Raw genomic sequence first — 15233 nt, forward strand, 5'->3', positions numbered from 1 at the left:
TTGATGAAGTATATATTAACAATAATATTTGGAATGATTCCCTCAGTGATCTGCGGGCAAACTTTGCGATATGACAGACCAGCTCAGGTATGGGAGGAGACGTTGCCGCTTGGCAATGGCCGATTGGGGATGATGCCTGATGGGGATGTGAGGATGGAGAAGATTGTTTTGAACGATATAACACTGTGGTCGGGTGCACCGCAGGATGCGAATAATTATGAAGCTTATAAGCAGCTACCGGTTATCAGGCAATTGCTTCGGGAAGGGAAGAATGATGAGGCACAGGCATTGATGGATAAGAACTTCATTTGTACAGGGAAAGGCTCGGGTAGTGTGCCTTTTGGGTGTTATCAGACGATGGGGGAATTGCAGATAGCATTTGAGCATGGGCCGGTGGGATCATATGTTTTTGAGGCGCCGGGAGGATATGAGCGAAAGCTTTCTTTAAATGATGCGATCGCCAGCTGTCAGTATAAAGCAGGGGGTGTAACTTATCATAGAGAGTACTTTACCAGCTTTGATGATGATGTTAGCATTATTCGTTTGACGGCAGATATACAGGGGAGGCTTACCTGTCGTGTTACAATGAGTCGGGCAGAGAGAGGGGCTACGCGTATTCAGGATAGTACTTTGGTGCTATCAGGCCAATTGGATAATGGCATAGATGGAAAAGGGATGCGGTATCAGGCTGTAGTAAAAGCAAAATTAAAGGGAGGTGTGCTGACGACTGAGGATCATGCGCTGGTGATTAAGAATGCGACAGAGATTATTCTGTATATTTCTGCTGGTACTAATTATAAGGATGCGGGGTATGTAGAAAGGATGAATAAGGTCTTGAAAACAGCCATGGCAAAACCGTATGGTATAGAAAGACAACAGCATATCAGGAAGTATGGAAGATTGTTTAATAGGGTACAGATTGATCTTGGGAATGGATTAGATGAAACAACTGATAAGAGACTGGCTGCTACAACAGATAAAGGTTTGCCCGCAGCAACTGATAAAGGTTTGACAACAACCGACAAAAGACTGGCTGCTACAACAGATAAAAGTTTACCCACAGCAACTGATAAAGGTTTGACAACAACCGACAAAAGACTGGCTACCACAAAAGATAAAGGTTCGCCCGCAGCAACTGATAAAGGTTTGATAACAACCGACAGAAGACTGGCTGCATTTTATAATCATCCCACAGAAGATAACGAACTACCGGTAATGTTTTATCAGTTTGGACGTTACTTATCCATTTGTAGTACAAGGCCCGGTTTATTACCTCCCAATTTACAAGGCTTATGGGCCAATCAAATACAAACACCATGGAATGGCGATTATCACCTGGATATAAATGTGCAGATGAATCACTGGCCGCTGGAAGTATCCAATCTATCAGAACTGAACTTACCGCTGGCAGAGCTGGTGCGCGGACTTGTCGCCCCGGGTGCCCGCACAGCAAAGGCTTATTACAATGCACCAGGTTGGGTAGCTCATGTAATCACTAATATATGGGGTTTTACAGAACCGGGTGAAAGTGCATCCTGGGGCGCTACCAAATCAGGTTCCGGTTGGTTGTGTAATAACCTGTGGGAGCATTATGCTTTTACTAATGACACACATTATCTGAAAGACATTTATCCAATACTAAAAGGCGCTGCAGCGTTTTATAATAGTCTGTTGATAAAAGATGATAAAACAGGATGGCTCGTCATGTCTCCTTCCTCCTCTCCTGAAAATGCGTTTTTTCTTCCGAATGGCAATCATGCCAGTATTTGTATAGGAGCGACAATCGATAACCAGATTGTACGGGATCTGTTTAATAATGTGATCACGGCTTCAAAAGTATTGGGTTTGGATACTGCATTCAGAAATGAGCTGTTGGTCAAAATAAAACAACTCCCTCCAGCAGGAGTTATTTCAAAAGATGGCAGAATCATGGAATGGTTAGAAGATTATAAAGAAACCGATCCGCAACACAGGCATATCTCGCACTTGTGGGGATTGTATCCTGCCTCGCTGATCACAACAGAAACAACACCTGATCTGGCAGCTGCGGCAAAGAAAACACTGGAAGTAAGAGGTGATGATGGGCCAAGCTGGACGATTGCTTATAAACTATTATTCTGGGCGAGGTTACAGGATGGAAACAGGGCATTTAAACTATTGAAAGAAATACTGAAGCCTACTGTAAGAACAGATATTAATTATGGCGCAGGTGGAGGTGTTTATCAGAATATGTTATCTGCAGGTCCACCATTCCAGATTGATGGCAACTTTGGCGCTACGGCAGGCATTGCTGAAATGTTGTTGCAAAGTCATGCAGGGATGATTAATTTTTTACCGGCTATCCCGGATCATTGGAAAGCAGCAGGATCTGTGAAAGGGTTGAAGGCAAGAGGAAATTTCACGGTAGACTTTGCATGGAAAAACGGGGAGGTGATTAGTTATCGTGTTACAGCGCCTCGTGCGGGCCAAAAGGTTAAACTTAAAATAAACGGAGAGATCAGGGAGATCATAGCCAGCAAAAAATAATTCATGATACAACAGACATTGACAAAAGACATACGCTACCCACTCGGACATGGAGCTGGCAGTGACGCTATACATCGCGACCCTGTTTATTCCTACGCCGTTACTTTGTTAAAAGATGATAGCGGCCATACAGGTACAGGGCTGGCATTTACATTGGGAGAAGGCAATGACCTGGTTTGTAAGGCAGCAGATTTTTATGCGTCCCAATTAAAAGGCAGAGATATTGAAGACGTGATGGCAAACTTCGGAGAAATATTTCGCCAGTTATCTAATGAACAACAGTTTCGCTGGCTAGGTCCGCATAAGGGTGTCGTCCATTTGGGCCTTGCCTCTGTGACCAATGCCTGTTATGATCTGTGGGCCAAAAAGAGAGGCGTACCTCTATGGAAATTATTGATCGATCTTTCTCCCGAAGAAATTGTAAATACACTGGACCTCTCCTATCTTGAAGATGAACTAACCTCAAAGCAGGCGATTGCATTGATCACAGCCAACAGAGATCTGACACGAGAAAAGATCACTGTTACTGGATATCCAGGTTATGACACCTCTATCGGCTGGTTCAACTATCCGGATGCACAAATAAAGGAGAATGCGAAAAAAGCCTTAGCAGAAGGATTCAGCGCCATGAAACTCAAAGTCGGTTCTGCGGATGCAGAGCGGGATATCCGAAGGGCAAATCTTATCAGAGAAGTGACGGGTGATGATGTCAAGATTATGCTGGATGCAAACCAGCAATGGACATTGCCACAGGCACTGGATATATGCGGAAGATTACAACAAATGTGCCCTTACTGGATAGAAGAGCCTACACATCCTGATGATGTGATCGCACATCAACAGCTGGCGAAGGCCATTGCTCCTACAAAGCTGGCAGGAGGAGAACATGTACCGAATCGGGTAATTTTTAAAAACTATTTACAGGCTAAATGCATAGGGTTTTTACAGGTGGATGCGGTGAGAGTAGGTGGTGTTAGTGAGTTTATAACAGTGAGTCTGTTAAGCCGGAAGTATGGTATTCCAGTAGTACCACATGTGGGTGATATGGGGCAACTACATCAGCATTTGGTGCTATTCAATCATATTTCACTGGGGCATGAGGCGCTGTTTTTAGAACATATCCCGCATCTGCAGGAGCATTTTACACACCCGGTACGAATCAGGGAAGGATACTACCTTACGCCACAGGAACCGGGTAGCAGCTGTGATCTTAAACAGATATCATCATTCTGACCACCGCAGGAATTGTAGCCACCAGCTGTGACCTAAACAAATTGTATGCGTATCGTTACCATTCTGACCACCGCAGGATTGTAGCCACCAGCTGTGACCTTAAACAAATTATATGATCATCGTCGTTATTCTATACATCATCATCATCGTAGCAATAGGCCTATGGGCTGGTCTAAAAAAAGACAAAGACCCAAAGGACTACTTCCTGGCAGGCAAAACCCTGCGCTGGCCCATGATCGGCCTCGCATTATTTGCCACAAACATATCCTGTCTTCATTTAGTAAGTCTGGCGCAAAGTGGTTATGACGATGGCTTACTAAGTGGCAACTTTGAATGGATGGCGGCGTTTACCTTAATACTGCTGGCACTATTTTTTGCACCATTTTATATCCGTAGCGGGATCAGTACACTACCCGATTTTTTGGAAAAACGTTATAACCGTGCATGCAGGGACTGGCTTACATTGATCTCCATTATATCTGCCATCACTATCCATATTGCGTTTTCCCTGCTCACAGGTGGTATCGTACTGGAAACATTGTTTGGTGTCAATATGTACACCAGCGTAACGGTAATTGCCTGCATTACCGCCGTCTATACCATTATCGGCGGACTCAGAGCTGTTGTAGTCACAGAAAGTATTCAAACAGTCGTACTGGTATCAGGTGCCGTGATCATCACCATCGCCTGTTTTCAAAAAATGGGCGGATGGCATGCCATGACGGATGTATTACAGGAACATGGACAGATGGATAAGTTGTCTATGCTGAGGAGTGGTGGTAACCTACCCTGGTATGGGGTGTTCCTTGGCTACCCGGTGATTGGTATCTGGTATTGGTGTGCGGATCAAACAATCGTGCAGCGCATATTGGGAGCAAAAAATGAAAATCATGCAAGACTCGGCCCATTGTTTTGTGGCTTTATCAAAATACTGCCTGTTTTTATTTTTATTCTGCCCGGGTTATTTGCCAGCACATTGGCAAAGAAAGGTTTGCTGATTGCACCTGCAGATAGCAAAGGTATTTACACAGTAATGATCACACAGCTGGTACCATCAGGGTTAGCGGGTATTATTGTCGCTGCATTATTATCAGGTTTGATGAGCCAGGTATCAGGGGCACTGAATTCTATATCTACGCTGGTGAGTTTTGATCTGTACAAAAGATTTAAACCATCCGCAAGCGATCAGCAATTGGTGAGAATGGGCCGTATATCGGCAGGCATTGCTTTATTATTATCGATTTGCTTGCTTCCTTTACTCAATAGCTATAATAGTATTTTCAATGGGGTAAATGATATTATTTCGCATATCGCCCCTCCTATTACCTGCGTATTTTTGTTGGGCATTTTCTGGTCACGGGCTTCTGCCAGAGCTGCACAGCTTACTCTATTGATCGGGTCTTTGCTGGGAGCGTTTGTTTATACAATTAATAAATTGTACCCGGCTACCTCATTTGCACAAATTCCATTTATGATGATGGCGTTTTATCTGTTCATCATCTGTTGTATTATACAGGTTTCATTTTCTTTTGTATATCCTATGCAGCATACCGCTGTAAGTGCCACATTATACTGGAAATCGCCATTAGAGCCTTTGAAAAACAAAGGCAGTTACAAGGTCTTATCTATACTGTTATTACTGGTAATGGCGATCCTATATTCAATCTTTAAATAACGAGACATGCAACTTTTGACCGGTAAAATAATTTTGCTAACAGGAGGATCCACAGGTATCGGATTTGAATGTGCATTAAAATATGCAGAAGCAGGTGCGGTAGTCGTAGTGGTATCGAACGATGCTACTACCCTGACCACCGCTATCAATACCCTTGGAGATAACCATTACAGTATCTATGCAGATATCTCACAGACGACAGATGTACAACAGATGATTGCTCTGATATTGGAGAAATACGGTAGGATCGATGTGATCCATAACAATGCCGCGATTGCTCACCCCTCCAAACCATTGCATGAAACGGCGGAGACAGAATGGGATGACCTGATGAACATTAACCTGAAGAGTATTTTCTTAACTACACGATACGGTATTGAGGCATTAAAAAGCAGTAAGGGATGCATTATCAATACGAGTAGCCTGGTTGGTGAAATCGGACAGGAAAATCACGCTGCCTATACAGCGACAAAAGGAGCGGTGAATGCACTTACAAAGTCTATGGCACTGGATTATGCACCTTATCAAATTCGTGTAAATGCGGTGGCACCTGCTGGGGTATGGACACCCATGTTACGCGAATGGGGTAAGTACCAGAACAATGGACAGGGTATTGACGCATATATGAATGCGATTCATCCACTGGGATATTGTCCTGAGGGCGATGTGATTGCGGATGCATGTGTATTTCTTGCATCAGACAAAGCAAGGTTTATTACTGGTCATATTATGCATGTAAGCGGTGGTGCAGAATTAGGTTACAGGGCGCTTAAATATCAGGATTAGTCAGGAAGTATATTATTACAGGTTTGCGCTTCCTACAGGTCTGTATTTATCAAATCAGAAAAGCCGCTTTCCCCAGGAATCAATTTTAATCATGAAGCATATTATCACAATACCTTGCTTCCGCTTCCTACAGGTCTACATTTTTCAAATCAGGAAAGCCGCTTTTCCCAGGAATCAATTTTAATCATGAAGTACATTATTACATTTTTTCTCCTTTTGCAGTTTCCCGCCCATGCGCAGGTCAATATACCCTTTGGAAAGAATAATAAAATCGTCTATGACCTGACAGCCGGCACATATACAGTGGTCCTGAATGGTCAGTCCACTTTTGAAAATGTGTATGCGATAGCGCAAAATATTGATTCGCGCACAACTGTAAAACGTGGGTATGTGATAAAAAAATCCGGCACAGCTACTGTATATACAGTCAACAGCGGTCCGCTGCTGCAATTGTTTTATACTTTCCCGGGCAAAGATTACTGTATTATTTCTATACAGGTGGCAGGCATGGCATGTAACTACCTATCACCATTAAACACCGCCCAAATAAATGCTTCCGGTCGCATGCTGAATGTTCCTTTTGACAATGATATGTGGTTCAGATATGATGCGCCCTCCATTGAGCATGCCGACTTTACAGGTAGTGAAGTCACCGCGATTTATAATGAGCATAGTGGAATAGTGATTGGATCGTTGGAACAGGATGTATGGAAAACGGGGATTCAGATACATCACAATGCATTGAAAGTATTTTGCGGGTATACTGATTCTCTTCGTACACATGACCAGAAAGCCCATGGCACCGTACGCCCCGTAGATGGTTATTGCCATTCAGCACCGATCTTTATCGGGTATAATAAAGACTGGCGGAATGCCATGGAAACCTATGCTGCCGCGAACAAAACACCTCGTTACGTAGCTGCATGGAAAGCCGCCACACCTATATGCTGGAATAGCTGGGGAGTAATACAGACTAAATTAGATTTTGCAAAAGCAAAAGATGTGGTCAATTTCTTCCATGATTCCTGCACAGGGTATCCTACTGCTGACAATACCTTATACATTGACCTTGACTCCTACTGGGATAATATGACGCCAGAGCAGTTAAAAACCTTCGCAGCATATTGCAGGGAGAAAGGCTTTAAACCGGGCATTTACTGGGCACCATTTGTTGACTGGGGTAAATATGACCGGCAGGTAGAAGGTAGTACTTATCGTTATAAAGACACCTGGACTACGCAGGATGGAAAGTATGCAGATACAGATGGCGGTCGCGCCATGGATCCCACGCATCCTGCAACCCGCCAGCGGATCATTCACTTTATGCAGCGATTTAAAGATATGGGATATGAGATGGTGAAGATAGATTTTCTATCACATGGTGCGATTGAAGGGGACCATTTTTATGATACTGGTGTAACAACAGGTATGCAGGCTTTTCGTAAAGGGATGGAACTGATTGATAGTATGGCAGGGAAAAATATGCTGCTGTATGCTGCTATTTCTCCTAACATTGCTACCGCCCCCTATGTACACATGCGTCGTATAGCATGTGATGCTTTCAACTCAATAGCGCATACAGAATATACATTGAACAGTACAGCCTATGGCTGGTGGCAGTCAAAGATGTATCCATATTTGGATGCGGATCATGTAGTGTTTAAAGATGCTTCTTTCAATGCGAATAAAGCCCGTTTAGCATCGGCACTAGTGACCGGCTCCCTTGTAACCGGTGATGATTATGCCGCTGAGGGGCCATGGAAAAAAGTTGCGTTACAATTATTACAGGACAAAGAATTGCTGGCTATTACAAAAAACGGGAAGAGTTTCCGCCCGGTAGATGGGAACAATGTGTTCATGAAGGATGATAAATATATTGCCATATTTAACTACGGCCCCCAGGAACAGGTGTATCGCGTGCCGGTGTTGAAAGGAGGAAATTTTAAGGAGTTATTTAGTAAGAAAACGGTTCCCGTAAGTGATACGCTTACTGCAAAAGTGCAAGGTGGCAGTGCCGTAATATACTTTAAACAATAATAAAGGTTTGTTGTTGTACTCTATATGCTTTTGCAGAAAATAACCAAACCTCTGATCATATGGAACACCACCACCATGGATGCACACATTGTGCATGCAACAATCCTGTTTTGAAACTCCTAAAGGATGAGCTCTTTACCCCTGAAAATTTCGAACAACTCCCCCTCCAAAGGGTTACTGAAAGAAAAAAGCAAACCAAGCCTTTCATGGTCACTGGCGGAACTATACGTCCCATGGTCAACGGAGCTGTTGACACAGTAGAAGCCATTGGCTTCGCAAATGGCGTTGTAGTAGCTACAGGTTCCGAGGCAGAGGTAGCGGCCTTCATGCAGGCAAACTTTCCCGGTTATACCACCAGAAAGTTGGAAGAAGGCAACACCTTACTGCCCGGTCTGATAGAACCCCATATCCACCTTGTACCCACGGCGATGTTAATGGGCTGGACAGATCTGGGTGCATTTGATGGACAGGTGTTGAAACCGGATTATAACATAAAGTCAGTAGGCGCTATTATCGCGAAGGAAGCTAAGCGATTAAGTAACATAGACAAGACCCTTTGGTTCCTGGGTGCAAACCTTGATCCGGCATTGATGCCATTGTTAAATAACAATACAGAGTTATTAACAATAGACATCGACCTGTTAGACAGTATTACCACAGATGCCCCTGTATGTATCATCAGTGCATCTATGCACACCTTGTATGTAAATACACCAGCGCTGTCTTTAATCTGGAATTTCCCGGGTAACCTGGAATTATTACAGGAGTATCATTCATTCAACGAATACAAGAGTAAAACAAAGGGGCAGTTGCAGGAAGCAGCACAAATGGATCCTGCATTAAAAGCAATTCCGCCGATTCAGAAAGCTGACTTCTTCCTGAAATCATTTATTTACTTAAAACAAATCTTTGAGACCGCCAATTCCAGGGGTGTCACCTTTATGCATGATGCAGGGATGACAGGTGGTCAAAAATCTATACTGGATGCTTATTTAAAAGTATTTGCACCGACTGTTCGCATCGGCGCGGCTACGGTTTGTGATACATTAGAAGATGCGCAAAATTTAGGAACATTCAATATACCCGGGGAGTACACAGACATTTACTATAGTCATGTTAAGGTGATCTCTGACGGTTCCAATCAGGGATTGACAGGCTATCAGTCTGACCCATATTTATGTAAGCCGGCCAACAACCATGGCGTATATAATTTCGCCGACAAATATGATGAAAAGCCGACAAATCCGCCACTGTATTTCAGAGATCTGATGGGACATATTATCAAGGATAAAAAGTGGCCTGTTATGATCCATGCAAATGGTGACCTTGCTGTTAATTTCGCTATTGAGGCCTTTAAGGAATTTGTTCATGACCCATTCGCAGGTGTACGGCATAGAATAGAACATTGCTCATTGACCACGCAGGAGAATCTTGAAGACATGAAAAATCTGCAGGTGTCTCCGAGTTTCCTGATTGGCCACGTAGGCTATTGGGGATATGCTTTTAAGAATGCGATATTCGGGGAAAAATCAAATATGCTGGATCTTTGCAAGAGTGCACTGCAGCAAGGCATGCGGATCACACTGCATAGTGACAACTCGGTAAGTCCGCTGGGACCATTGAGAATGATGGAGCAGTCTGTCACGCGGATAATGGAGGCTGATCCTGCAGCTGGTGTGCTAAACGCGGCTGAAAATATTTCTCGCGAACAGGCATTGAAAGCGATCACCTACGATGCAGCATGGCAGTGTTATGCAGAGCAGTGGACAGGGTCTCTGAAGGTGGGGAATTTTGCAGACTTTGTAGTGCTGCAACAGGATCCGCTGACGATAAAAAATCCATTTATGAATATGCGGAATATTGAAGTGGTTGAGACATGGGTAGCTGGTTTGAAGGTGTATAGTACCGTGGTGGAAGAGGTGAGTATGGCGTAATATTTAAAAGAGGGTGGATCATAAATAAATGACACTCCTGAGAATCGCATAAAATGGAATCTGGCTCCATTAGGTACCCGAATTAAAGGAGGGTGTATCAAAAGTTAGATACACCCTCCTTTTCAATTATAGCATGTTCCGGATTTTTAGGCTTCCTGTGTTTTTGCACATTTGCAATATGCAGGACATTATTCAAAAAATAGAAAATACAGACTGGCAACACATATGCGAAAAAATGCATCAGCAGGGATATGCCATCATTCCGGGTTTATTGTCAACTGAACAATGCGAATTACTGAAAGCAAATTATGACGATGCAAAGTTGTATCGTAAAACGGTCGTAATGGCTCGTTATCGTTTTGGGTTGGGAGAATACAAATATTTCAACTACCCGCTTCCTGATACCATTCAAACCATCAGAACGAATATCTATACTAAACTTGCTCCTATTGCAAATGCGTGGTTCAAGGTATTGAATATTAATTTCCAATTTCCATCGGAACATACAGATCTATTGCAACAATGCCATCAAAACGGGCAGGATAAAGCAACTGTTTTGATATTAAAATACGGACAGGGTGGGTTTAATACTTTACACCAGGATCTGTATGGAGATATTTATTTTCCTATCCAGGTAGTATTGATGCTGAATGAACCTGATAAAGATTTTACAGGAGGTGAATTCGTGCTTACGCAGCAGGTGCCAAGAGCACAATCAAAAGCCATGGTTCTAAAACCCAATAAAGGAGATGTATTAATTTTCACAACGAACTTTAAACCGGAGAAGGGGGCAAAAGGATATTATCGGGTACACATGAAGCATGGTGTAAGTGAGGTTACATCAGGGGAACGCCATACGTTGGGGATTATTTTTCATGATGCAGTTAGTTAGGTGAATGGAAGTGGGTGGGCAGAAGAGCAATCTTTAAAGAGTGTGTATCTTACTATGATACACGCTCTTTTTTATCTCCGCGCCTCATTTCAATTTTTTCAGGTACTGCTCCTCGCAATATTTAAGTTCCGCGTCGTATCCTTTTCTATCTATGAAAGCGGAAGGATTATAAGCGCTGCCGGGCTTATGCTTACTTTGCAGGTCAAACTGACCGGCATGTGAGGCCAACCAGATGTCGAAATGTAAGTTCTTCATCGCATGTAAAGTATACGCGTAATCTTTGGCCATATGCGGGTAACGGGAGATGTCTGAAAAGTGGTTGTCGATAATAACAGTGGGGATGTTAGCGATGAGTACCTTATAAGAACGTGCTGTATCTTTTACATCGAACAGGAAACTACAGGATCCTTTTGTATGACCGGGGTGGTGCAACATAACAAGTTTCATACCTCCCAGCTTGATCGTATCTCCATTATGTAAGATACGATCCACCTTTACAGGTGCGAAAAGGCTGACACTACCACCTTGTAAATAATCAGAATACCCGCCGTCAGCCACAACCGGGGCATCTGCGGCATCTATCATCAATCTGGCACCGGTAGATTTCTTTATGGCGGCCATAGCGCCCATATGGTCATAATGAGCCTGTGTATTTAAAAGGATCTTTGTGTCGGACAGTTTGAATCCCAGAGATTCAATATTGGCTTTAATCATTGGTGCAGAGGCAGCCAGACCGGTGTTAATCAATATATTACCCCTGGGGGTTACAATCAGGTAACAGGCCAGGTCGTAGGTGCCTACATAATAAAGGTTCCCGGCAATCTGAAAGGGTTCGTAAGGTTTACTCCACTCAGGATTGTTAGTGGTTGGAGGTTCGGCTACTTTCTGAGCAGTGGCAAAGAAAGTGATCAATAATAAGCCGATCAAAATCAGGTTTCGCTTTATAAACATATAATTCAATATAGGATTTTATATCTGCGCGAATATACTCAGTAATATCTGTCATTTACTCATTGTCTGTTACTCATCGCATCAATCATATCATATTCTTACATTTACAGCTGGCATACTCAGCATAATTTCCCACCCGCACTACTAATTAAAGTAGCATTTGCTTTTTTATTGACAATCATTGAAAAGATATTATCTAATATTACAAAATGTAGCTATAGAAGTACTGTGTCTTAGATTCAATTTCCTATATCCCTTAAAATCCACACACCTGTGAAATCTAATCAATCCTTAATGCAAAAGCATTTCATGCTTTTCCTTTCCATCATTTTTCTATTGGCGGGCAAGCCACTATTTGCGACGCCTGAATGTCCTATTATAAGCGGGACCTTTTCGGGGGCAAATGGAACGACCGTAGACAACTCAGCCACCGGATGGTATCTCGATGCTTCAAAAGTACTCAGCACCGGTTATTTTGCCGTAAAATCGAATCGTTTGCATGCAGAGGAACTTGGAGGGGAAGGCGTATGGTATTCGAAGGTATTTTCTACGGCAGGGTATACAGACTGGCAGGTAGCCGTGAAGGTCACTGCCGAGGGCGATTTAAATAGCACCGAATATGTAAAGGTCTATTACAAAATAAATGGAGGTGCAGAGACATTGCTGGACCAGCGAACGGGTAATTTCGGAACATTAGATTTTACCTCCGCGACACTCAATGGGAGTACTGTACAATTAGTTGTGAGAATTTATAATTACAACAATGGAGGCTCGCAGACTTCTAAATATTATATTGAACAGTATAGGGTATTTAAAGAGAAAGGCCCCTGTGCTGGTACGGGTATCACAGTGACAGCAACCGCCGGGAATAGTGGTGTGCTCACCTGCTCCGCTCCTTCTCTCACGCTTGCAGCAACATCTTCAGCAAGCAGCACCACCTATAGCTGGACAGGCCCTAATAGTTTTACATCTACTTCACAGAATCCTACCGTGAGTACAGCAGGTACTTATACTGTAACAGGTACCAGTAGTGCCGGTACAGGAACAGCTACTGTAGTGGTGACAGAAAATAAGGTGGCACCGGATCTTAGTGCTGCGGGAGGTTCGCTGGCATGTGCAACCAGTGTAACATTATCAGCTTCATCAGCAGTAGCCAATGCGACTTATGCATGGACAGGGCCGAATGGGTTTACGTCTTCTTCGCAAAAACCTACAGTAAGTGTAGCGGGTAGTTATACGGTGACAGTCACCAATCCTGCAAATGGGTGTACGACTTCTCAGACGGTACAGGTCACAGCGGGCAATGGAGCAACTACTACCTGGGAGGAGAACTTTACATTATCAAACGGAACGAATTCAGATAATGGAACGACGGCATGGACAGTGACTTCGCCTTCGGGGAGTGTGTTTTCTGTGAATAATAATGAATTTAAAATTAGTGGTATAGGTACGACAGGAGAAGGTGTGTGGACTTCGGGGAGTATAGCGATGGCGGGGAAAACCAGTGTGACTGTTTCAGGGGCGGTGCGAAGTTCAGTATCGACAGGAGCGGTGATGAATGATACGGGTGAGTATGCAGATTATTTAAGATTCTATTACAAATTGAATGGCGGTAGTGAGGTGTTGTTTTATGAGAAGACATCGGCTATCAATAATCATAGTACAACGAATACTACTTTTTCAGTGTCAATACCTACGGGCAATACATTGCAGATTGTAGTAAGGGCAAGGGCCACGGGGACAGATGAATTTTATTATTTCGACAATGTGAAGATCGCAGCTGTAGATCCTGCGGTGACGTTGGCTACAGCCGTAAGTGGGCCGGTTACCTGTAGTAGTAATGCACAGATCACGGTAACGGCAAGTGGTACGGTTTCATCATATTCATGGACGGGGCCAAACGGATTTACATCTACTCTTCAGAATCCCACTGTATCTGCGGCAGGGGTGTATACTGTGACAGGGACATTGCCGTCTGGTTGTACAGTGTCAGCAACGGCTACAGTTACTGAGAATAAAGTAGCGCCTGACCTGGATGCGATGGGTGCAGTGATAGGTTGTATGTCGAGTGTGGTGATATCTGCTTCATCAACGGTGGCGAATGTCGCTTATGCATGGACAGGGCCGGGAGGGTTTACTTCTTCATTGCAGCTGCCTACGGTGAGTGTGGCAGGGACATATACGGTGAGTGTTACAAATCCGGCAAATGGTTGTAGTACATCAAAGTCTGTGGTAGTAGCATCTTCTTCTACAACGCCGACGGTGTTCTGGCTGGAGGATTTTACATTGGCGAATGGGACGACTTCGGATAATGGGAGTACGGCATGGACAATAGTTAGTACAGGAACGGGGACGACATCGGTGCAGAATAATGAATACAAGGTGTCTTATACGGGAGCGGGAGAAACGACATGGTCATCAGGGGTGGTGGATATTTCGGGGAAGTCGAATGTGGTTATTTCAGCATTGCTCAGGAGTGAGACGGCGAGTGTGAATGATGCGTTTGAGACGGATGATTATATGAGGGTGTATTATAAGCTGAATGGTGGTGCAGAGGTGTTGGTGTATGAGGATTATGCGGGGATAGGGAATACGACGACAGGGACGGCTTCGGTAACGGTGACTTCTGCGGGGGTGAATGGGAGTACTTTGCAGGTGATAATAAGGGCGAGGAATTCGGATCCAACAGAGCGGTATTTCTTTGATAATGTGAGTCTGACGGGGGCGAGTACGTTTAGTTATCCTACGGCAGTGGCGACGGTGGCGGATTCGCTGACTTGTATTAAGACTTCGGTAGTGTTGACAGGTAGTTCTTCTACAGCGGGGGTGACGTATAAATGGGATGGGCCGAATGGGTATACTTCTTCTTCGCAGAATCCTACGGTAAGTGCAGCGGGAGATTATATTTTAACGGTGACGAATGCATCGACGGGATGTGTGGGGAAGGATACGGTGACGGTGAGGCAGAATGTTAGTAAGCCGGGGTTGGTGGTGAGTGCGCCAGCAACATTAAATTGTGCGATCACTTCAGTAAATCTTACGGCTACTTCAAGTGGTACGATTACTTGGACGGGGTATAATGAGGGAGTTAATCCGGTTGCAGTGACTGCTGCGGGTAAGTACTATGTAACTACGCGGGGGGCAAATGGGTGTGCCAGTACAGATAGTGTGATGGTGAGTCAGGATATCACCAAGCCGA

Annotated in this window: 9 protein-coding genes; 8 read left to right on the top strand and 1 reads right to left on the bottom strand. The window is 44.0% G+C overall.

What is annotated here, in order from left to right:
• Positions 1-3: 3 nt before the first annotated feature.
• The 7 genes from BW716_RS38150 (at position 4) to BW716_RS27935 (ending at position 11083) form a co-directional block, all read left to right on the top strand.
• On the top strand, positions 4-2526 hold the full coding sequence (locus tag BW716_RS38150) for a glycoside hydrolase N-terminal domain-containing protein (RefSeq protein WP_235643962.1): 2523 nt from the start codon (positions 4-6) through the stop codon (positions 2524-2526).
• 3 nt (positions 2527-2529) lie between these two features.
• Positions 2530-3759, top strand: coding sequence for an enolase C-terminal domain-like protein (locus tag BW716_RS27910; protein ID WP_083729205.1), 1230 nt, complete (start codon positions 2530-2532; stop codon positions 3757-3759).
• Between the two features lie 112 nt (positions 3760-3871).
• The gene (locus BW716_RS27915; RefSeq protein WP_083729207.1) at positions 3872-5434 is read left to right on the top strand and encodes a sodium:solute symporter; all 1563 of its coding nucleotides are present in this window, start codon (positions 3872-3874) and stop codon (positions 5432-5434) included.
• A 6-nt stretch (positions 5435-5440) separates the two neighbouring features.
• On the top strand, positions 5441-6220 hold the full coding sequence (locus tag BW716_RS27920) for an SDR family NAD(P)-dependent oxidoreductase (protein WP_083729209.1): 780 nt from the start codon (positions 5441-5443) through the stop codon (positions 6218-6220).
• 186 nt (positions 6221-6406) lie between these two features.
• On the top strand, positions 6407-8257 hold the full coding sequence (locus BW716_RS27925) for a hypothetical protein (protein ID WP_083729211.1): 1851 nt from the start codon (positions 6407-6409) through the stop codon (positions 8255-8257).
• 110 nt (positions 8258-8367) lie between these two features.
• A complete protein-coding gene (locus BW716_RS27930; protein WP_179091301.1) occupies positions 8368-10191 on the top strand; it encodes an amidohydrolase in 1824 nt (607 codons plus the stop codon).
• Between the two features lie 178 nt (positions 10192-10369).
• Positions 10370-11083 carry a 2OG-Fe(II) oxygenase gene (locus BW716_RS27935; RefSeq protein WP_083729215.1) on the top strand — a complete coding sequence of 238 codons (714 nt, stop codon included), beginning with the start codon at positions 10370-10372 and terminating at the stop codon, positions 11081-11083.
• Positions 11084-11167: 84 nt separating this feature from the next.
• Here BW716_RS27935 and bla read toward each other — a convergent pair whose 3' ends face one another.
• Positions 11168-12034 carry a subclass B3 metallo-beta-lactamase gene (gene bla, locus BW716_RS27940; protein ID WP_083729217.1) on the bottom strand — a complete coding sequence of 289 codons (867 nt, stop codon included), beginning with the start codon at positions 12032-12034 and terminating at the stop codon, positions 11168-11170.
• Between the two features lie 294 nt (positions 12035-12328).
• Here bla and BW716_RS27945 point away from each other — a divergent pair.
• Positions 12329-15233 (top strand): hypothetical protein (locus tag BW716_RS27945; RefSeq protein ID WP_179091302.1); only part of this gene is annotated, 2905 nt, incomplete at its 3' end.

The organism is [Flexibacter] sp. ATCC 35208 (assembly GCF_001975825.1).
Classification (GTDB): domain Bacteria; phylum Bacteroidota; class Bacteroidia; order Chitinophagales; family Chitinophagaceae; genus Chitinophaga.